The sequence below is a fragment of the Enterococcus aquimarinus genome, assembly GCF_001885765.1.
GTDB classification, from domain to species: Bacteria; Bacillota; Bacilli; order Lactobacillales; family Enterococcaceae; genus Enterococcus_I; species Enterococcus_I aquimarinus.
Genome location: NZ_JXKD01000002.1, coordinates 160,032 through 181,404, shown reverse-complemented (window position 1 = coordinate 181,404; position 21,373 = coordinate 160,032). Strand labels below are relative to the sequence as shown.

At 41.0% G+C, this 21,373-nt stretch carries 20 protein-coding genes; 16 read left to right on the top strand and 4 right to left on the bottom strand.

Annotated elements, in window-relative coordinates:
* Positions 1 to 4: 4 nt before the first annotated feature.
* Positions 5 to 1,570 (bottom strand): glutamine-hydrolyzing GMP synthase, encoded by a 1,566-nt coding sequence (guaA, locus tag RU93_RS02595; protein ID WP_071874057.1) that lies wholly within the window; start codon positions 1,568 to 1,570, stop codon positions 5 to 7.
* Positions 1,571 to 1,686: 116 nt separating this feature from the next.
* Positions 1,687 to 2,607: a type I pantothenate kinase gene (gene coaA, locus RU93_RS02590; protein WP_071874056.1), complete on the bottom strand. Its 921-nt coding sequence runs from the start codon at positions 2,605 to 2,607 to the stop codon at positions 1,687 to 1,689.
* Between the two features lie 152 nt (positions 2,608 to 2,759).
* Here coaA and RU93_RS02585 point away from each other — a divergent pair, with 152 nt between their 5' ends.
* From RU93_RS02585 to deoD, 12 genes are all read left to right on the top strand, one after another.
* Positions 2,760 to 3,365 carry a class I SAM-dependent methyltransferase gene (locus RU93_RS02585; RefSeq protein WP_071874055.1) on the top strand — a complete coding sequence of 202 codons (606 nt, stop codon included), beginning with the start codon at positions 2,760 to 2,762 and terminating at the stop codon, positions 3,363 to 3,365.
* Between the two features lie 21 nt (positions 3,366 to 3,386).
* A complete protein-coding gene (locus RU93_RS02580) occupies positions 3,387 to 4,412 on the top strand; it encodes a LacI family DNA-binding transcriptional regulator (protein WP_071874054.1) in 1,026 nt (341 codons plus the stop codon).
* Between the two features lie 165 nt (positions 4,413 to 4,577).
* Positions 4,578 to 5,879 (top strand): pyrimidine-nucleoside phosphorylase, encoded by a 1,302-nt coding sequence (locus RU93_RS02575; RefSeq protein ID WP_071874053.1) that lies wholly within the window; start codon positions 4,578 to 4,580, stop codon positions 5,877 to 5,879.
* Positions 5,880 to 5,891: 12 nt separating this feature from the next.
* Positions 5,892 to 6,554 carry a deoxyribose-phosphate aldolase gene (gene deoC / locus RU93_RS02570; protein WP_071874052.1) on the top strand — a complete coding sequence of 221 codons (663 nt, stop codon included), beginning with the start codon at positions 5,892 to 5,894 and terminating at the stop codon, positions 6,552 to 6,554.
* 20 nt (positions 6,555 to 6,574) lie between these two features.
* Positions 6,575 to 6,973: a cytidine deaminase gene (locus RU93_RS02565; RefSeq protein WP_071874051.1), complete on the top strand. Its 399-nt coding sequence runs from the start codon at positions 6,575 to 6,577 to the stop codon at positions 6,971 to 6,973.
* Between the two features lie 209 nt (positions 6,974 to 7,182).
* Entirely contained in the window at positions 7,183 to 8,286 is a 1,104-nt protein-coding gene (locus RU93_RS02560; RefSeq protein ID WP_071874050.1) for a BMP family lipoprotein, read from the top strand.
* Positions 8,287 to 8,430: 144 nt separating this feature from the next.
* Positions 8,431 to 10,026, top strand: a complete 1,596-nt coding sequence (locus tag RU93_RS02555; RefSeq protein WP_169818081.1) for an ABC transporter ATP-binding protein — start codon at positions 8,431 to 8,433, stop codon at positions 10,024 to 10,026.
* Positions 10,019 to 11,155: an ABC transporter permease gene (locus tag RU93_RS02550; protein WP_071874048.1), complete on the top strand. Its 1,137-nt coding sequence runs from the start codon at positions 10,019 to 10,021 to the stop codon at positions 11,153 to 11,155. Before RU93_RS02555 ends, RU93_RS02550 begins: the two co-directional genes overlap by 8 nt.
* Positions 11,155 to 12,111 (top strand): ABC transporter permease, encoded by a 957-nt coding sequence (locus RU93_RS02545; RefSeq protein ID WP_071874047.1) that lies wholly within the window; start codon positions 11,155 to 11,157, stop codon positions 12,109 to 12,111. Before RU93_RS02550 ends, RU93_RS02545 begins: the two co-directional genes overlap by 1 nt.
* Before the next feature lie 92 nt (positions 12,112 to 12,203).
* A complete protein-coding gene (gene deoB / locus RU93_RS02540) occupies positions 12,204 to 13,370 on the top strand; it encodes a phosphopentomutase (RefSeq protein ID WP_071874046.1) in 1,167 nt (388 codons plus the stop codon).
* Positions 13,371 to 13,386: 16 nt separating this feature from the next.
* On the top strand, positions 13,387 to 14,202 hold the full coding sequence (locus RU93_RS02535) for a purine-nucleoside phosphorylase (RefSeq protein WP_071874045.1): 816 nt from the start codon (positions 13,387 to 13,389) through the stop codon (positions 14,200 to 14,202).
* Between the two features lie 36 nt (positions 14,203 to 14,238).
* The gene (gene deoD, locus RU93_RS02530; RefSeq protein WP_071874044.1) at positions 14,239 to 14,946 is read left to right on the top strand and encodes a purine-nucleoside phosphorylase; all 708 of its coding nucleotides are present in this window, start codon (positions 14,239 to 14,241) and stop codon (positions 14,944 to 14,946) included.
* 71 nt (positions 14,947 to 15,017) lie between these two features.
* On the opposite strand, the gene gpmA is transcribed toward deoD, so the two are convergent.
* Both gpmA and rpiA read right to left on the bottom strand, forming a co-directional pair.
* The gene (gene gpmA / locus RU93_RS02525) at positions 15,018 to 15,686 is read right to left on the bottom strand and encodes a 2,3-diphosphoglycerate-dependent phosphoglycerate mutase (protein ID WP_071874043.1); all 669 of its coding nucleotides are present in this window, start codon (positions 15,684 to 15,686) and stop codon (positions 15,018 to 15,020) included.
* A 225-nt stretch (positions 15,687 to 15,911) separates the two neighbouring features.
* On the bottom strand, positions 15,912 to 16,589 hold the full coding sequence (gene rpiA, locus RU93_RS02520) for a ribose-5-phosphate isomerase RpiA (RefSeq protein ID WP_071874042.1): 678 nt from the start codon (positions 16,587 to 16,589) through the stop codon (positions 15,912 to 15,914).
* Positions 16,590 to 16,902: 313 nt separating this feature from the next.
* On the opposite strand from rpiA, the gene rpsL reads away from it, so the two are divergent.
* The 4 genes from rpsL to tuf all read left to right on the top strand — a co-directional run bounded on the left by rpsL (position 16,903) and on the right by tuf (position 21,367).
* A complete protein-coding gene (gene rpsL, locus RU93_RS02510; protein ID WP_071874041.1) occupies positions 16,903 to 17,322 on the top strand; it encodes a 30S ribosomal protein S12 in 420 nt (139 codons plus the stop codon).
* A gap of 61 nt (positions 17,323 to 17,383) precedes the next feature.
* Positions 17,384 to 17,854, top strand: coding sequence for a 30S ribosomal protein S7 (rpsG, locus tag RU93_RS02505; protein ID WP_071874040.1), 471 nt, complete (start codon positions 17,384 to 17,386; stop codon positions 17,852 to 17,854).
* A gap of 81 nt (positions 17,855 to 17,935) precedes the next feature.
* On the top strand, positions 17,936 to 20,026 hold the full coding sequence (gene fusA / locus RU93_RS02500) for an elongation factor G (RefSeq protein ID WP_071874039.1): 2,091 nt from the start codon (positions 17,936 to 17,938) through the stop codon (positions 20,024 to 20,026).
* A 153-nt stretch (positions 20,027 to 20,179) separates the two neighbouring features.
* Complete coding sequence (gene tuf, locus RU93_RS02495; protein ID WP_071874038.1) at positions 20,180 to 21,367, top strand: elongation factor Tu; 1,188 nt, start codon at positions 20,180 to 20,182, stop codon at positions 21,365 to 21,367.
* The last annotated feature ends 6 nt before the right edge of the window (positions 21,368 to 21,373 follow it).

Sequence of the window (21,373 nt, the reverse complement as noted above, 5' to 3'; positions counted from 1 at the left end):
GCGATTACTCCCACTCAACCGTAGCTGGTGGTTTGCTCGTAATGTCGTACACGATACGGTTAACGTGTGCCACTTCGTTTACGATTCTGACAGAGATTTTTTGTAAAACATCCCATGGAATACGGGCAAAATCGGCTGTCATGCCATCGATAGACGTAATCGCGCGGATTCCGATCGTGTAATCATACGTACGGCCATCGCCCATTACACCAACGCTGCGGATGCCTGGTAAAACGGTGAAGTATTGCCAAATATCACGATCAAGGCCAGCGATTTTAATTTCTTCGCGTAAAATCGCATCTGATTCACGAACGATTTCTAATTTTTCTTCTGTAATTTCGCCAAGTACGCGAACGCCTAAACCAGGTCCTGGGAATGGTTGGCGCCAAACGATATCATCAGGCATGCCAAGTTCAGTCCCTAAAGCACGGACTTCATCTTTAAATAACGTGTTTAATGGTTCGATTAATTCAAAGTCCATATCGTCTGGTAAACCACCGACATTATGGTGTGATTTAATCGTTTGAGCAGTTTCTGTTCCGGATTCAATTACATCTGTATAAAGTGTGCCTTGCGCAAGGAAAGAAACTTTTTTGCTGCCAGCAATCTTTTTCGCTTCATCGTCAAACAAGTAAACAAATTCGTTTCCGATAATTTTACGTTTTTGTTCTGGATCTCTCACGCCAGCAAGTTTATCTAAGAAACGGTCTTTTGCGTCAACGCGGATGATGTTTAGGCCAAATTTATTGCCCAGCATTTCCATTACTTGATCGCCTTCGTTTTTACGTAATAAACCATGATCGACGAAGATACATGTTAATTGGTCGCCAATCGCTTTTTGAAGAAGAACGCCTACGACACTTGAGTCTACGCCGCCTGAAAGGCCGAGTAAGACTTTTTTATCGCCGACTTGTTGACGGATTTTTGCGATTTCGATTTCGATAAAGTTTTCCATTGACCAATCGCCAGCTGCGCCACAAATATCAAACGCAAATTGTTTTAAAAGATCCGTACCATATTCAGTATGACGAACTTCTGGGTGGAATTGTACACCATAAATTTGACGGTCACGATTTTGCATCGCTGCGATTGGGCAATCGTTACTTGTTGCGACAACTTCAAATCCTGCAGGGACTTCAGTGACTAAATCACCATGACTCATCCAAACGACTTGATTTTTTGGTGTTGCACCAAATAAAGGCGCCTCATCTAACTTAATATTAAGTTCGGCTTTTCCGTATTCTTTTTTGTCGGCTCCTTCAACTTTTCCACCTAATTTATGCGTGATGAGTTGCATACCGTAACAAATACCTAAAACAGGGATTCCTAGATTTAGGATTTCTTCGTCGATGTCAAAAGCGTTATCAGCATAAACGCTGTTCGGACCTCCAGAAAGGATGATTCCTTTTGGATTAATAGCTTTTACTTCGTCAGCAGTAATACGGTGGCTCAATAGTTCTGAAAAGACACCAAATTCACGGATGCGACGTGTAATTAATTGGTTGAATTGACTACCATAATCAAGAACGATGATTTTTTCAACGTTCGGCATATTGTCAATGTTTGTCACAATAAACGACCCCTATCTTCTATAATGTGGTGAAAAAGGCGAACCTTTTTCAAATTGAAACTCTTTGACAATCATAATAAAAGATTGTCGCTTTGGCAATTATTAAACGGGAAAAATTAGTGTTTTCTTAGATAAATCCGATCAATTAGATGATTTTCTTGTTTATGTAAAATAATATCGGCTCTTCCACGTGTGGGTAAGATGAATTCTTCTAAGTTTTTTAAGTTCACATTTTTCCAAACGGAACGAGACATCTCTAAAGCGGCTTGTCGATCACCGATCGCAAATTGATAGTAATAATTTTTTGGGTCTAAAAAGGCGGTATCCAGTAGCGATTCGAATCGTTCCAAATACCATTTTTCAATTAATTTCGGTTCGGCGTCCATAAAAATAGAAAAATCAAAAAAATCGCTGACGTAAATTTGTTGATTGGCAGGAAGTTGTAGGGTGTTAATCCCTTCGACAATTAAAATGTCGGGTTGTTGAATGGTCTCAAATCCGCCAGGAACAATGTCGTACACTTGATGCGAGTAAAGGGGAATATCGACTTCTTTACCTGATTTGACTTCATTCAAGGTTTGGATTAATCGCTCCATATCATAACTTTCAGGAAAACCCTTACGGTTCATGATTCCTCGTTCTTCTAAGATGGCATTTGGATATAAAAACCCATCTGTCGTAATTAGTTGCACCATTTTTCTAGAAAAAAGACGGGATAGCAAGGTTTGGAGTAAACGAGCAGCGGTACTTTTCCCGACTGCCACACTTCCAGCAACGCCGATAATAAAAGGGGGCACCTTCACATAGCGGTGTAAAAAAAGCCCTTTGCTAAGGGTTAATGACTCGAATTCTTTCATATATAGATGAATCAAATGACATAATGGCATGTAAATATCTTCCACGTCTTGTACCGAAATACGATCGTTCAAACTTTTAATACCGTCTAATTCTTCTTGCGTCAAAGGCATATGTTCCTTGGCGTAATATCCTTGCCACTCTGACCGAGGAATTTCATAGTAATTGATATTTTCCTTCATTTTGGTAGCAACCCTCCTTTTAGTATTCCGCATTAGTTTATCACAAAACGAAGGCCTTCAAAATAAAAAATTCCACAGAGAGAAGAAAAGATAGTTTACAAGCTTTCAAATATCGTTATGATTAAGAAAAGGATTGAAAAGGAAGCGAGCTTATGACAAATCATTATTATAGTAATCAACCGGATACAGCGCACGAATACCGAACGTTTGACTTTGAATTAAAAGGAAAGACGTTTCGCTTTACCACAGACAGTCATGTTTTTTCAAAAGCCACTATCGACTACGGTTCTCGAGTGTTAATTGAGGCGTTTGACGACCAAGAATTACCAGAGGGCCCGCTATTAGACGTTGGTTGTGGGTATGGCCCCATCGGATTATCATTAGCATATGCCACGAATCGGACGGTGGAGATGTTAGATGTCAATGAACGGGCAGTTGAATTAGCCAAACATAACGCCCAACAAAATCATATCCAACAGGTGGAGATTCATTCATCTTATTTATACGAAACGCTGAATCATGCTGCGTACGCCGCTATTTTAAGTAACCCGCCGATTCGCGCTGGGAAACAAGTCGTTCACGAAATTTTGGAAAAAGCCTATCCTTTACTACTTGTGGGTGGAACGTTAACGATTGTGATTCAAAAGAAACAAGGCGCGCCTAGTGCACAAAAGAAAATGCAAGAAATCTTTGGGAATGCACAAGTACTGCTCAAAGATCGCGGCTATTATATTATTCAAAGTATCAAAGAAGAGTAGAGATTAAAGGAGGTCAAAAAAATGAAATTAACGATTCGACAGATCGCCGAGATGGCGGGAGTTTCTGTCACGACTGTTTCGCAAATTTTGAATAATAAAGGGAGTCGCTTTAGTGAGGATACGCGAAAACGTGTCTTAGATATTGTCAACGAACACCAGTATCGCCCTGATTTTTTTGCCTCGAATTTAATCAATCGCCATTCCAAAACGATCGGGATGATTATTCCTGATGTGACCGATTTTTTCTTTTCAAAAATGGTTGAAGGAGCAGAAAATTATTTGACACCTCTTGGGTACAAATTGATTCTTTGTCATTCTCAACAAAGTTTAGCCAAAGAAACGCAATTGTTACAAGATTTAAATCATCGTTCGGTCGATGGGGTCTTGTTAGCGACACCGAATTTAATGCCAGAAGGATACGCTTATGGGAGTGATTTTTATCGTAAAATGCCCTTAGTGCTAATTGATCGTGGGATTAACCAACGGGATACAGGGCGTCTGATTATTAAGGAGTATGAAGGCGCGTACCAGGCAGTTAGTTATTTGGCGCAGCAAGGACATCGGCATATTGCATTGTTAAAAGAAAACGGTAGTTATTATCAATTACAAGAACGATACAATGCCTATCGCCACGCGCTTAAAGATGCGGGGATTCCTTATAAAAAACATTATGTCGCAACAGGGGATCTTACCATTAACGGTGGCTATCAAGCGGCAAAAGCCATTTTATTGAATCCAGAAGTGACGGCTATTTTTTGTAGTAACGACGCGATGGCGATTGGTTGTTACCGCGCCATTTATGAACTGGGCAAAAAAGTCCCGGAAGAGATTTCGGTGATTGGGTTTGATGATATTGAATTAACGGCTTCGTTGGCACCGGCTTTAACGACGGTGCAACAACCGATTTTTGAGATTGGGTTTACAGCTGCTAAATTTTTGGTTGATGCGATTGAGTTCCCAGAGCGACGGATGCCAAACAAAATTTTTGAAACAAAATTAATTCTTCGTGAGAGTGTGAATAAGATTGCAAAGTCCCCTTCTAGTTAAAAGAGAAGGGGGAAGTGTTTGACACCGTAAAAAAAATAAGATATCATCAGAAATGAAAAGGGTTACAAAATTCTATTCTACTTAGTAAACTGTTTTACTAAAGTGGTTTACCTATTGGATGAGAATGGGTATAATAAACGATGAAGAGGAAGCGAGGTCAAATCTATGCGAATGGTTGATTTGATAGAAAAAAAACGTGACGGGGGTCAGTTAACGACCGAAGAAATTAATTGGTTCGTTACAAACTATACGCAAGACGAGATTCCAGATTATCAAGTCAGTGCGTTTTTGATGGCCGTTTTTTATGAAGACATGTCAGATGAAGAAATTACGGCATTGACATTAGCAATGGCACATTCCGGAGAAGTCATTGATTTATCTTCGATTGAAGGAATCAAAGTTGATAAGCATTCGACCGGAGGCGTCGGTGATACAACGACACTCGTGTTGGCGCCATTAGTAGCCAGTGTGGGTGTGCCAGTCGCGAAGATGTCTGGTCGTGGACTTGGTTATACCGGAGGCACGCTAGATAAACTTGAAGCCATTCCAGGATTTCAAATTGAATTACCAGAAGAAGAGTTCACTCGGTTGGTCAATCAAAGCCATGTCGCGATTATTGGTCAATCAGGGAACTTAGCCCCAGCAGATAAAAAACTGTATGCTTTACGGGACGTAACGGCGACCGTGAATTCCATCCCATTAATTGCAAGCTCGATTATGAGTAAGAAAATTGCGGCAGGTGCGGATGCGATTGTTTTAGACGTTACGACCGGTGATGGCGCCTTTATGAAAAAACTGTCCGATGCACGACGCTTAGCCAAAACAATGGTTCGCATTGGGGCACTGACGAATCGTCAAACGATGGCAATTATTTCCGATATGATTCAGCCTTTAGGTGAAGCAATTGGCAACAGTTTAGAAGTCGTTGAAGCGATCGAAACATTGCAAGGAAAAGGTCCGGCAGATTTACTGGAAATGTGTTACGTTTTAGGGAGTCAAATGGTGGTCTTAGCGAAAAAAGCGCCAGACTTAGACCAAGCGCGGAAATTACTAGAAGAAGCGCTTGAATCAGGAAAAGCTTTGGCAAAATTCCGCGAAATGATTCGGAATCAAGGGGGCGATGACACTGTTGTGGATCATCCACAATCCTTGCTAACAGCGAAGTATGAGCAACCATTTTTAGCGAAAAAATCAGGATATGTCACAAAATTAGTCGCCAATGAATTGGGGATTGCGGCGATGCTTTTAGGAGCAGGACGTCGTACCAAAGAAGAAGAGATTGATTATGCGGTTGGACTAAAATTACACAAAAAAGTCGGCGATAAAGTCACAGAAGGTGAACCGTTATTAACGATTTATAGTAATGATTTAGAACTGAATGAAGTAGAACGTATCTTAGAAAAAAATATTGAAATTGGAGAAGTGGCAGTTGAATTGCCACTCATTCATGAAATCATCACAGAATAGGACGTGGGAAATATGGAATTAAATCGGATGATGGATCATACCGTATTAAAAGCAGAAACAACACAAGAAGGCGTCATGAAAATTATTGAGGAAGCAAAACAACATCATTTTTATTCGGTTTGTGTCAATCCAACGTGGGTTTCATTAGCAGCAAAAGAATTAAAAACTTATCCAACTGCCGTTTGTACGGTGATTGGTTTTCCTTTAGGCGCGAACACTTCAGCAACCAAAGCATTTGAAACAACGGATGCAATCGAAAATGGCGCAGATGAAGTCGACATGGTCATTAATGTCGGGCTATTAAAATCTGGACAAGACGATTTGGTTCAAAAAGATATTGAAGCGGTCGTAGCAGCAGCGAAAGATCGAGCGTTAGTCAAAGTCATCTTAGAGACCGCTTTGTTAACGAAAGAAGAAATCGTTCGTGGATGCGAATTAGCACAAGCAGCAGGAGCGGATTTTGTCAAAACGTCAACGGGCTTTTCAACAGGTGGCGCAACGGTCGAAGATGTCCGCTTAATGCGTGAAACAGTCGGACCTAAAATGGGCGTCAAAGCTTCTGGTGGGATCCATAACGATACGCAAGCATTAGCAATGATTGAAGCAGGCGCAAGTCGTTTAGGAACGAGCGCGAGTATCGCAATTCTTTCTGGCGCAACGGGCGTCGGGTACTAAGATTAGGGAGCGATTAATGAATGGAAAATCAACAGCAAACCTGGATTGATCTTGCGATTGCCGCGATGGATAAAGCATATGTGCCCTATTCTAATTTTCCAGTGGGCGCATGCTTAGTGTCGAAAAGCGGAAAAGTCTATCAAGGTCTGAATATTGAGAACGCGTCGTTTGGCTTAACGAATTGCGCAGAACGCACCGCTTTTTTTAAAGCCATTTCTGAAGGAGAACAAGAATTTCAGTATTTAGTGATTGCAGGCCACACACCAGATCCGATTTCACCTTGTGGCGCTTGTCGTCAAGTAATGGTTGAATTTTGCGAACCGACGATGCCAGTCTTATTAGTTGGCGATGAAGGGGCCTTAAAAGAAACAACGGTCGGTGAATTATTGCCTTACTCTTTCAATGGAAAAGATTTATAAAAACAAAACGATAATTATTCAAGAAATAAACAGGTTTTAATTAGGCGAATCAATTTGAATTCGCTATAATGGTAAAGAAGAAGTGAAATAAACTTGCTTACTTAAAACGAACCATTTGTTTTTACTCCATCATTTGGAGTCTGATCTTTGTTCAATCAGCCGTGAAGGCTTTTGAAAATAAAAACTATTTTATAGGGGGCTTTTCAATAATGAAAAAAGCAAAATTATTTGGTTTTGGTGCAGTTGCAATGGCAAGCGTACTATTACTAGGTGCATGTGGCAGCAGTACTACTGACAGCAGTAGCGCAGACGGATCAAACGCAGCATCATCTGAAGCTGGAGGCACAACAAGTCTTCCAACAGCCGCGTTAATTACAGATACTGGTGGCGTTGATGACCGCTCATTTAACCAATCTGCTTGGGAAGGCTTAGAAGCATGGGGTAAAGCAAACAATGTCACTCGTGGTAACGAAGGATACCAATACTTCCAATCTTCAAATGAATCTGATTATATTCCGAATATTGACCAAGCATTAAATGCAGGATTCTCAACGATTTTTGGGATTGGTTATAAATTACAACCAGCCGTAGCCGATCAAGCTTCTTTAAATCCAGAAGTAAACTTCGCAATCATTGATGATATCGTTGAAGGCGATAACGTTGCATCTGCAACATTTAAAGACCAAGAAGCAGCTTACTTAGCAGGAATTGCAGCAGCTTATTCAACAACAACAAACAAAGTTGGTTTCATCGGTGGTGTTAAAGGGGAAGTAATTGACCGTTTTGAAGCTGGATTTGCCGCTGGTATTGAAGCAGGTGCGAAAGAGTTAGGCAAAGAAATTACGTTAGATGTTCAATACGCAGGTGATTTCTCAGCACCAGATAAAGGCCGTACAATCGCTAAAGGAATGTATGGAACAGGCGCAGATATCGTTTACCACGCATCAGGCGCAACGGGAAATGGTGTTTTCCAAGAAGCGAAATCTTTAAATGAAACAGGCGACCAAGTTGTTTGGGTAATCGGGGTTGACCGTGACCAATCAGATGAAGGAAACTTCAAACTAGATGGCGAAGATAAAAACTTCACGTTAACTTCAACAACAAAAGCTGTTGGAACAGTTGTTCAAGATTTAGCTCAAAAAGCGGTTGAAGGAAACTTCCCTGGTGGCGAGCATGTTGTCTACGGTTTGAAAGAAGACGGTGTTGGCTTAACAGATGGTCAATTATCAGCTGAAGCATTAGACGCAGTTGCAAAAGCAAGAGAACAAATTGTTGCTGGAGAAATTGAAGTACCTGAAACACCAGCAAAATAATCAACGAATGAAATGAAACAATGGAAAAAAAGCCTGAACTGAAAATCAATCTGACTTTCAAGTCAGGCTCTTTTTCTTTCAATTAAGTATTTTGTTAAAAATATTTAATTGAGAGAAAAAGCTCTCTGAAGATACTGCCATTATATGAGTGATTATAAAAAGGATGTGAGCATTGTGACGGAAGAAGAATTTGTCATCGAGATGCGGAATATTACCAAGAGTTTTGGTACCTTTAAAGCAAACGATCAAATTAACTTACAGGTCAAAAAAGGTGAGATTCATGCATTACTAGGTGAAAATGGTGCCGGAAAGTCAACCTTGATGAATGTATTATCGGGTTTATTAGAACCGACATCAGGTGAAATTTTGATGAGCGGTGAGGTTATTAATATCACGAGTCCCACCAAAGCAAATCAATTAGGAATTGGGATGGTTCACCAACATTTCATGTTAGTGGATGCTTTTACGGTGACAGAAAACATTGTTCTAGGGAATGAACCGAGTCAATTTGGCATGTTAAATCGTAAAGAAGCAAGAGCGGAGATTTTGAGAGTTTCTGAACAATACGGCTTACAGGTAGATCCTGATGCCTACGTTCGTGACATTTCTGTAGGGATGCAACAACGGGTCGAGATTTTGAAAACCTTATATCGTGGAGCAGAAGTCCTGATTTTTGATGAACCGACGGCTGTATTAACGCCACAAGAAATCGACGAATTAATCAATATTATGCACGGCCTAGTCAAAGAAGGGAAATCGATTATTTTGATTACCCATAAATTAGATGAAATCAAAGCAGTTGCCGATCGTTGTACGGTCATTCGTCGTGGTAAAGGCATCGGAACCGTTGATGTCGCAGATGTTTCTTCCCAACAATTAGCCGATATGATGGTCGGGCGCGAAGTTTCCTTTAAAACGGATAAAAAAGCGGCCAATCCACAAGAGGTCGTGTTGTCGGTGGAAAACATTGTCGTCAAAGAAAATCGCGGCATTGAAGCTGTGAAGAATCTAAGTTTAGAAGTTCGCGCAGGGGAGATTCTAGGGATTGCTGGGATCGACGGGAATGGTCAGTCTGAGTTGATTCAAGCGTTAACCGGTTTACGTAAAGTCGAAAGTGGCCATATTTACTTAGGTGGCGATGAGATTACGAATTTACGTCCGAGAAAAATTACCGAAGCAGGCGTGGGACACGTTCCGGAAGATCGTCATAAGTATGGCTTGATTTTAGAAATGACCTTAGCTGAAAATATTGCCTTACAAACGTACTATCAAGAACCAATGAGTCAAATGGGCGTATTAAATTACGGTGAAATCAATGATCATGCCCGCGACTTAATTAAAGAATTCGATGTGCGGACCGTCAGTGAGGTTGTTCCAGCAAAAGCATTATCAGGTGGGAATCAACAAAAAGCGATTATTGCCCGTGAAATTAGTCGTGATCCAGAGTTACTAATTGTCGCCAATCCAACGCGTGGGTTAGACGTTGGTGCGATTGAATTCATCCATAAACGGATTATTGAACAACGCGATAACTTTAAAGCCGTTCTCCTTGTGAGTTTCGAATTAGAAGAAATCTTAAATGTTTCTGACCGAATTGCTGTCTTACATGATGGGGAAATTGTCGGAATTGTCAATGCGAATGAAACCTCTGAACAAGAATTAGGATTATTGATGGCTGGCTCTTCCTTAGAAAAAGCGCGTCAAGAATTAGAACAACAGGGGGTGGCAGAAAATGAATAATCGTAATGAAAAAATCCGTAATATTTTGGTCCCAATCCTATCGGTTATTATTGGTCTAGTCTTAGGCGCAATCTTAATGTTGTCTTTTGGCTACAATCCGATTACTGGTTACGGATCGATGCTGGATGCCGCTTTAGGAAATCAACGAAGTATCGGTGAAACGTTACGTCAAGCGACGCCGTTAATCTTTACGGCTTTAGGTTTTTCCGTGGCTAATTCAGCTGGATTCTTTAACATCGGTCTTTCTGGACAAGCGTTAGCAGGTTGGTTAACAAGTGTGTGGGTCGCGCTGTTGTTACCTGAATTACCGAAACTCGTGTTATTACCGCTAGCAGTATTGTTAGGAGCGTTAGCTGGAGCAGTTGCTGCAGCAATTCCTGGCTTACTTCGTGCCTACTTCGGTACAAGTGAAGTCATTGTGACGATTATGATGAACTACATCTTGCTTTACGTGAGTACATACATGCTTCAGAGTGTCATGTCTGAATCATTACGAACAAGCTTAGACTCGTCCAACCAAATTAGTGCCAATGCAAGTTTACGACTCCCATGGTTGACGCAACTATTTGGTGGCTCACGGGTGAATGCCGGCTTAATCCTAGCACTAATTGCGTTAGTTCTGGTCTGGTTCTTAATGAAGAAAACGACCTTAGGTTATGAAATTCGTTCGGTCGGTTTAAATCCTTTTGCCTCTGAATATGCAGGGATGAGCAGTAAACGAACAATCGTAATGTCGATGGTAATCTCTGGCGCGCTTGCTGGCTTAGGTGGTGTCGTTGAAGGACTTGGAACATATCAAAACTTCTTCGTTCAAACAACGTCCTTATCAATCGGATTTGACGGGATGGCCGTCTCCTTACTTGGTTCCGGTAGTGCGCTAGGAATTTTATTATCCGCGCTATTATTTAGTGTCTTGAAAATCGGTGGTTTGGGCATGCAAACAGGAGCAAATATTCCGTTTGAAATCGTGAATGTCTCGATTGCATTAATTATCTTCTTTGTCGGTATTAGTTATGTGATTCGCGTGGCGTTAACAAAATGGATGCCAGATTCCAAAGAAGAATTAGAAATCGTTCAGGTGATTGAGTCGACACCAAATGACCAAAGTCAAGAAGGGGGCGAAATCTAATGACACTAGTAGGAATTATTGCATTAATTGTCACTTCAACATTGGTTTATTCCACACCGTTGATTTTGACGGCACTGGGCGGCACATTTTCTGAACGTAGTGGGATTGTCAACGTTGGTTTAGAAGGAATCATGGTGATGGGAGCGTTTAGTGCTGTCGTTTTTAACTTGGAAATGGCGGATACTTTTCAAGCGTGGACCCCTTGGTTAGCGATTTTAGTCGGTGGGGCTGTCGGAGTGTTGTTTTCCTTACTTCATGCCGTTGCAACGATTACTTTCCGTGCAGATCACATTATTAGTGGGACCGTGATTAATTTGATGGCGCCCGCGTTAGGTGTTTTCTTAATCAAAGTTTGGTACCAAAAAGGTCAAACGGATAATATTCAATACAACTTGGGTTATTACTCATTTCCTGGATTAGATAAACTTCCAGTCCTTGGCCAAATTTTCTTTAAAAACACCTTTTTACCGGCTTACTTAGCGGTTGTGATTGCCATTGTCGCTTGGTTTGTCTTGTACAAAACCCGTTTTGGCTTACGCTTACGTTCAGTCGGTGAAAACCCACAAGCAGCGGATACGCTCGGAATCAATGTTTACAAATTCCGTTATGCCGGAGTGTTGATTTCTGGTTTATTAGGCGGAATGGGGGGCGCAGTGTTTGCCCAAGCCATTTCAGGAAACTTCTCAGCAGGAACGATTGTCGGTCAAGGGTTTATTTCGATGGCGGCAATGATTTTTGGTAAATGGAATCCAATCGGCGCACTAGGCGCAGCATTATTCTTTGGCTTTGCTCAAAGTTTAAGTATTATTGGGGCACAACTACCAGTCATTTCTTCGATTCCTCCTGTATTATTGCAAATTGCACCATATTTAATTACGATTATCGTGCTGGTCGCTTTCTTAGGAAAAGCGTCTGGTCCTAAAGCAAATGGTCGTAACTACATTAAATCAAAATAAAGAATACGTAAGGGTGGGGTTAAGGGCGCAGTACGCTTTGTCCTGCCCTTTTGTGTAGCATCAATAAAAGAATAAGAAAGTAGGGAAACGAAATGTTTAAACGTGTACATTTAATTGTGATGGATTCTGTTGGAATTGGAGAGGCGCCCGATGCGGCTCAATTTAACGATGTTGGATCGGATACCTTAGGACATATCGCGGAAACAGCGGGCTTAACGATTCCGTACTTAGAACAACTAGGACTTGGGACGATTCGTCCGTTAGCGGGTGTTGAGGCAGTCGCAGATCATCAAGGATACGCGACAAAGCTAGAGGAAGTATCCGTTGGAAAAGACACAATGACCGGACATTGGGAGATTATGGGACTCAATATTCAAAAACCATTCCGCGTCTTCCCAGAAGGATTCCCTCCAGAATTATTACAACAAATTGAAACATTCTCGGGTCGTAAAGTGGTCTGCAACTTACCTTATTCTGGGACAGAGGTTCTCGATGATTATGGGCCAGGGCAAATGGAAACAGGCGATTTAATAATTTATACCTCTGCTGATCCGGTGTTGCAAATTGCCGCACATGAAGAAGTGATTCCTTTAGAAGAATTGTATCGCATTTGTGAATACGTTCGTGAGATTACGAAAGACGAACCGTATATGATTGGTCGCATTATTGCCCGTCCATACTTAGGTGAACCAGGGAACTTCAAACGAACAAGTAATCGTCATGATTATGCGCTAGATCCTTTTGGCAAGACAGTGCTAGATTCCTTGAAAGACAACGGAAAAGACGTGATTGCTGTTGGGAAAATCAACGATATCTTTAACGGTCAAGGGATTACTGAAACCGTTCGGACGAAAAGTAATATGGATGGTGTCGATCAACTATTGAAGGTGATGGACAAAGACTTTACGGGCCTAAGTTTTACCAATTTAGTTGACTTCGATGCGCTATATGGCCATCGCCGAGACACCCAAGGCTATGCTCAAGCGATTGAAGACTTTGATCAACGGCTACCAGAAATCCTTGCTGCGCTTAAAGAAGATGATTTACTTATCATTACAGCTGATCACGGGAATGATCCGACGTTCCCAGGAACCGATCATACAAGAGAGTACGTGCCGCTCTTAGTATTCAGCAAAAATATGAAAGCATCTGGAGCATTACCACAAGGATACTTTGCGGATATTTCGGCAACCATTGCTGAAAATTTCAATGTTCCTCAAACGGAAAATGGCAAGAGCTTTTTAACACGTTTAAAATAAAAGGAGGACATCAAAAATGTCATTAACAGAAAAATTAGAAGCAACAGTTTCATTTATGAAAGAACAAGGCGTAGGAGACGTTGAATTTGGACTAATCTTAGGTTCTGGGTTAGGCGAATTGGCAGAAGAAATTGAAGAAGCCATCGTGATTCCTTATGATCAAATTCCACATTTCCCTATTTCGACGGTCGTAGGACATGCTGGACAATTAGTCTATGGGACGTTATCAGGTAAAAAAGTACTCGCGATGCAAGGGCGTTTTCATTATTATGAAGGTCACTCAATGCAAACGGTGACGTATCCCGTACGTGTGATGAAAGCTTTAGCTGCACACTCTGTGATTGTGACGAACGCGTGTGGTGGTGTGAATATTACCTTTACACCAGGGGACTTGATGTTGATTACCGATCAAATTAACTTTATGGGTGATAATCCATTGATGGGTGAAAATGAAGAAGAGATGGGTCCGCGTTTCCCAGATATGAGTCAAGCGTACACGCTTAGCTATCGTGAGGCTGCTAAGAAAGTAGCTGAAGCGAAAGGACTTCACTTAAAAGAAGGCGTGTATATGGGCTTTTCTGGACCAACTTACGAAACACCTGCTGAAATTCGTTTTGCGCGCACAATTGGTGCAGATGCTGTCGGCATGTCGACGGTCCCAGAAGTGATTGTGGCAGCGCATAGTGGGATGAAAGTTCTAGGGATTTCTTGTATTACGAACTTGGCAGCGGGCATGCAAGCGAACTTAAACCATGAAGAAGTCGTGGAAACAACACAACGCGTCAAAGCAGAATTCAAAGCATTAATTAAAGAAACATTAGCAGTACTATAATAAGAAGTAGACCAGGAATAAGGGAGGAAACGAAACATGAGTGTTCATATTGAAGCGAAACAAGGCGAAATTGCAGATAAAATTTTATTGCCAGGAGATCCATTACGGGCGAAATATATTGCCGAAACATTTTTAGAAAATCCTGTTTGTTACAATCAAGTTCGCGGGATGTTAGGTTACACGGGAACGTATAAAGGAGAGCGTGTTTCTGTTCAAGGAACAGGGATGGGGATGCCTTCTGCCTCAATTTATATCCATGAATTGATTCAGTCGTATGATGTGAAACGCCTCATCCGTGTCGGAACATGTGGCGCGTTGTCGACCGATGTTCACGTGCGAGACTTAGTTATTGCGCAAGGAGCGGTCACAACTTCAGGGATTATCAAACGTAACTTCCCGTATTTTGAATTTGCCCCGATTGCTGATTTTCAGTTAATGAAAACCGCGTATGAAGTGGCGATGGAAATGGGAATGACGACTCACGTAGGGAACATCCTCTCAGAAGATAGTTTCTACAAAGATTACACTGCAGAAACATTGAAGCTAGCAGAGTATGGTGTCAAAGGTGTTGAAATGGAAGCGGCGGTTCTTTATTATTTAGGAGCAAAATTCAATGTCCAAACACTGGCAATTTGTACCGTTAGTGATCATCTCATCACTGGAGAAGAAACAACGGCTGAAGAACGTCAAACCACGTTCAACGAAATGATTCAAGTCGGATTAGAAGCCGCGATTCGAGCATAATACGAAAAAATAAACGCTTCATGTAGCAAACCATCGAGGGATGCTACATGAAGCGTTTTTTTATTGTTTAGTTATAAGTAATACTTCTTCATAACGGACAAGTCATCAGCTAACTCATAAACAAGAGGCAAACCGGTTGGAATCTCTAATGCCATAATATCAGCATCCGAAATGCCTTCGATATGTTTTGCTAAGGCTCGTAAGGAATTTCCGTGGGCTGCAACGAGTACTGTTTTTTGAGCCAGCAGCGCGGGCGCAATTTCGTCTTGCCAAAAAGGTAAGGCACGTTCCAAAGTCACTTTTAAATTTTCGCCTTTTGGAATGTCGTTTGGGTCCAATAACTGATACCGCCGATCAATCGCACTATCAGACAATGGAGGCAAGACATCGTAGGAGCGTCGCCAAATTAATACTTGTTCCTCGCCGTATTTTTCGCGCGTCGCTTGCTTATTTAGTCCTTGGAGAGCACCGTAATGACGTTCGTTTAAACGCCAGGTTTTCACTTGAGGAACCCATAATTGGTTGCTTTCTTCTAATATAAAGTTACAGGTTCGGATAGCACGCGTTAAGACCGAGGTGAAAGCAATATCAAATTCAATACCCGCTTCTTTAATTTTTCGTCCGCCCTCAATGGCTTCTTGCACACCTTCAGGAGCTAAATCCACGTCTGTCCAACCCGTAAATAAATCCAGTTTATTCCACTCGCTTAATCCGTGACGTACAAATACTAATTTTGGCATCTTGATCCTCCTCGTTTCGTTTTTAGTGCATCCTTATTTATTTCATACTTATAGAGTACTCCTTCTTTATAGAAAATGCGAATAAAAACAAACGCCACCAAATCCGCTTCTTCAAGGAACAATAAAAAACGATAAAAACGACATCCTCTCGAGTGCCGTTTTTATCGTTAGGGAGTAGACGACCAGTCAATCGTACATGGTAATCTTTGGTTAAAAGCGTTTGACTTAACGGGTTACTTCAAGCACTTCGGGACCACTTTCTTTTCCAATGATGACTCTGTCAACCATGGATAAAAAGAGACCGTGTTCAACAACACCGACGAGTGAATCGAGCTCGTTTGCAAGTGCAATTGGGTCATCGATACAATCTAACTGTAAATCAATAATCGAATTTCCTGAGTCGGTTTGTTTTAAAACTTCTTCTGATTCCATCCGGAAAGAAGGGTGATAATTTTTTTCTTGGAACAAACGGAAAAGTTGATCTTGTCCATACGGGATAACTTCTACAGGTAATGGGAATCTCCCTAGTTTGTCGACCATTTTTGATTCATCGACAATCCAAATAATTTCTTTTGAATAAGTCGCAACCACTTTTTCAAATAACAAGGCGGCACCCCCGCCTTTGATGCCATGGAAGTCATGACTAATTTCATCCGCACCATCAATCGTCAAATCCACATAATTGACTTGATCAATTGTTTTTACCGGAATATTCAATGCCTCTGCTTGTTTCTTTGATGCGTAAGAAGTCGGAACCCCGACGATTTTGAGATTTTCTTCTTTCACACGCCGTCCGAGTTCTTCAATCATATAATACGCCGTAGAACCCGTGCCGAGTCCGACTGTCATTCCATCTGTGACATAACTTGCTGCTTTAATTCCGACCATTTCTTTTAAATTCAATTGTTTTCCCACCTTTAAGATTCTCGTCGATAACGTTTTATTTCATTATATAGTCTTAGTATATAGTGGTTTGAAAAAAAAGAATAGTCTCGTAAAAAAAATAAAAAAATACTCGTGTTAACGGTTGACACAAATGTTCTGTCGTGTTATGATTTCGAAGGTGCTTATATACAGGTCTTTTTTAGACATGCTGACTGTTGAAAAGTACAATTAGATGAAAATGCAAATCTTTGCATTATTTTTTATCGCATAAAAAGAACCACCTGGATGTGTGGGACTATAAAAGCGAATTAAGGAAGGAGGAATACAAGGAATGCCTACAATTAACCAATTAGTACGTAAACCTCGTAAATCTAAGGTTGAAAAATCAAATTCACCTGCATTAAACAAAGGATATAACAGTTTCAAGAAAGCACAAACAAATGTGAACTCACCTCAAAAACGTGGGGTTGCAACTCGTGTGGGAACAATGACACCTAAGAAACCTAACTCGGCGTTACGTAAATATGCTCGTGTTCGTTTATCTAACTTAATTGAAGTGACAGCTTATATCCCAGGGATTGGCCATAACTTACAAGAACATAGTGTTGTCTTATTACGCGGAGGACGTGTAAAAGATTTACCAGGGGTACGTTATCACGTAGTTCGTGGAGCACTAGATACAGCTGGTGTTAACGACCGTAAACAATCTCGTTCTAAATATGGAACAAAACGCCCTAAAGCGGCTAAATAAGCAATAATTGAAACAGTATATAAACGACTAAAAAAATATTTTCGTAAAGGAGGAGTTATGGATGCCTCGTAAAGGACCAGTTGCAAAACGTGACGTTTTACCAGATCCGATTTATAACTCAAAATTAGTCACTCGTTTAATCAACCGTATCATGATTGATGGAAAACGTGGAGTTGCTGCAAACATTATCTACAACTCATTTGACATTATTAAAGAAACAACAGGTAACGATCCATTGGAAGTTTTCGAACAAGCAATGAAGAATGTTATGCCTGTCTTAGAAGTAAAAGCTCGTCGTGTTGGGGGATCTAACTATCAAGTACCAGTTGAAGTTCGCCCTGAACGTCGTACAACTTTAGGTCTTCGTTGGGTTGCTAACTACGCACGTTTACGTGGAGAGCACACAATGGAAGAGCGTTTAGCTAAAGAAATTATGGATGCAGCGAATAACACAGGCGCTTCTGTTAAAAAACGTGAAGACGTTCATAAAATGGCAGATGCTAACCGTGCGTTTGCTCATTATCGTTGGTAAGATCCTCCCTACTTTATTTAGTAGAAGGTATATTGCAACCTTAGCTTAAAAGTAAGAACTTGAGAGGAGAACAGACCTAGTATGGGAACAAGAGAATTTACTTTAGAAAACACTCGTAATATTGGTATCATGGCCCACGTTGATGCTGGTAAAACAACAACAACTGAGCGTATCTTGTATTATACTGGTAAAATCCACAAACTTGGTGAAACCCATGAGGGAGCTTCACAAATGGACTGGATGGAGCAAGAACAAGAGCGTGGAATTACGATTACATCTGCGGCAACAACTGCCCAATGGAAAGGTAACCGCGTAAACATCATTGATACTCCTGGACACGTGGACTTCACAATTGAAGTACAACGTTCATTACGTGTACTTGACGGAGCTGTAACTGTATTGGACTCACAATCAGGTGTAGAACCCCAAACAGAAACAGTATGGCGTCAAGCAACAGACTACAAAGTACCACGTATTGTATTCTGTAACAAAATGGATAAAACAGGTGCTGATTTCTTATATTCTGTATCGACTTTACACGATCGTTTACAAGCAAATGCACACCCAATCCAATTACCAATTGGGTCAGAAGATACCTTCACAGGTATCATTGACTTAGTTAAAATGAAAGCTGAAATTTACACGAATGACTTGGGAACAGATATGGTTGAAGAAGATATTCCAGCCGAATTTCTAGAACAAGCACAAGAATACCGTGAAAAATTAATCGAAGCTGTAGCAGATTTTGACGAAGAATTAATGTTGAAATTCTTAGACGGCGAAGAAATCGAAGAAGCTGAATTAAAAACAGCGATTCGTAATGCAACGTTAACCGTTGAATTTTTCCCAGTATTATGTGGAACAGCCTTCAAAAACAAAGGTGTTCAATTACTCTTAGATGCAGTAATTGATTACTTGCCTGCTCCAACGGACGTTCCTTCAATTAAAGGAATCAATCCTAAGACAGACGAAGAGACAGAACGTGCATCAACAGACGAAGCACCATTCTCATCTCTAGCATTTAAAGTAATGACGGATCCTTTCGTAGGTCGTTTAACATTCTTCCGTGTTTATTCTGGTGTTTTAAGCTCTGGATCATACGTATTGAATGCTTCAAAAGGCAAACGCGAACGTGTTGGTCGTATCTTACAAATGCATGCGAACTCTCGTGAAGAAATCCAAGAAGTTTTCTCTGGAGATATCGCAGCGGCAGTTGGTTTGAAAGATACTACAACTGGAGACACTTTATGTGATGAAAAAAATCCAGTTATCTTAGAATCAATCGTCTTCCCAGAACCTGTTATCGAAGTTGCTGTTGAACCTAAATCAAAAGCAGACCAAGATAAAATGGGTGTGGCTTTACAAAAACTTGCTGAAGAAGATCCATCATTCCGCGTAACTTCAAACCCTGAAACTGGGGAAACAGTTATCGCTGGTATGGGAGAACTTCACTTAGACGTTTTAGTAGACCGTATGCGTCGTGAATTTAAAGTTGAAGCGAACGTTGGTGCACCACAAGTTTCATACCGTGAAACATTCCGTGCAGCAACAAAAGCTGAAGGTAAATTCGTTCGTCAATCTGGTGGTAAAGGTCAATTCGGTCACGTATGGATTGAATTTACACCGAATGAAGAAGGAAAAGGCTTTGAATTTGAAAACGCGATTGTCGGTGGTGTGGTTCCTCGTGAATTCATCCCTGCAGTTGAAAAAGGTTTAGCAGACTCAATGGAAAATGGTGTCCTAGCGGGCTACCCATTAGTTGACGTGAAAGCGAAACTTTATGATGGTTCTTACCATGATGTCGATTCAAGTGAAACAGCCTTCCGTGTTGCGGCTTCATTAGCGTTACGTGCGGCTGCTAAAAAAGCAAATCCATCAATTCTTGAACCAATGATGAAAGTAACAATTACAGCTCCTGAAGATAACTTAGGAGACATCATGGGTCACGTAACTGCGCGTCGTGGACGTGTAGAAGGAATGGAAGCACATGGTAATGCACAAATCGTTAACGCGATTATTCCATTATCAGAAATGTTTGGTTACGCAACGACTCTACGTTCTTCAACACAAGGACGCGGAACGTTCATGATGGTCTTTGATCACTATGAAGACGTACCTAAATCAATTCAAGAAGAAATCATTAAGAAAAACGGCGGCAAATCAGCCGAGTAATCTTTTTGAAACATGAAATTTCGTAAATCACTATGTTTTTTACGAAATTTCGTGTACAATGTTAGCGATGATATGGGCAAGTATTCTTTACGAAGATTGCTTACTTATCAGAATAAAAAATAAAAATTATCTATTTTAGGAGGAACATTTAAAATGGCAAAAGAAAAATTTGACCGTTCTAAACCCCATGTAAACATTGGTACTATTGGCCACGTTGACCATGGTAAAACTACTTTAACAGCAGCAATCACAACTGTATTATCTAAAAAAGGTTGGGCTAAAGCTTCTGACTACGCTTCAATCGATGGTGCTCCAGAAGAGCGCGAACGTGGAATTACAATTTCTACTTCACACGTAGAGTACGAAACAGAAAACCGTCACTACGCTCACGTGGATTGCCCAGGTCACGCGGATTACGTTAAAAACATGATCACTGGTGCTGCACAAATGGATGGCGCTATCTTAGTAGTATCTGCTGCTGATGGTCCAATGCCACAAACTCGCGAGCATATCTTATTATCTCGTAACGTTGGTGTTCCATACATCGTTGTATTCTTAAACAAAATGGATATGGTTGATGATGAAGAATTATTAGAATTAGTAGAAATGGAAGTTCGTGATTTATTATCTGACTACGATTTCCCAGGCGATGACACTCCAGTTGTTGCGGGTTCTGCTTTACGCGCATTAGAAGGCGATCCTGTCTACGAAGAGAAAATCTTTGAATTAATGGCTGCTGTTGATGAGTATATCCCAACACCAGTTCGTGATACAGACAAACCATTCATGATGCCAGTTGAGGATGTATTCTCAATCACTGGTCGTGGAACTGTTGCTACAGGCCGTGTTGAACGTGGACAAGTTCGCGTTGGAGACGTTGTAGAAATCGTTGGTATCGAAGAAGAAACTAAAAACACTACTGTAACAGGTGTTGAAATGTTCCGTAAATTATTAGACTATGCTGAAGCAGGCGATAACATCGGTGCTTTATTACGTGGAGTTTCTCGTGAAGAAATCCAACGTGGACAAGTATTAGCTAAACCAGGAACTATCACTCCACATACTGAATTCGTAGCAGAAGTTTACGTATTAAGTAAAGAAGAAGGCGGACGTCACACTCCATTCTTCACTAACTACCGTCCACAATTCTATTTCCGTACAACTGACGTAACTGGTGTTGTTAGCTTACAAGAAGGTACTGAAATGGTAATGCCTGGCGATAACGTAACAATCGACGTTACTTTAATCCACCCAATCGCGATCGAAGAAGGAACTCGCTTCTCAATCCGTGAAGGCGGACGTACTGTTGGTTCAGGCGTTGTAACTACTATTACTAAATAATAGTCG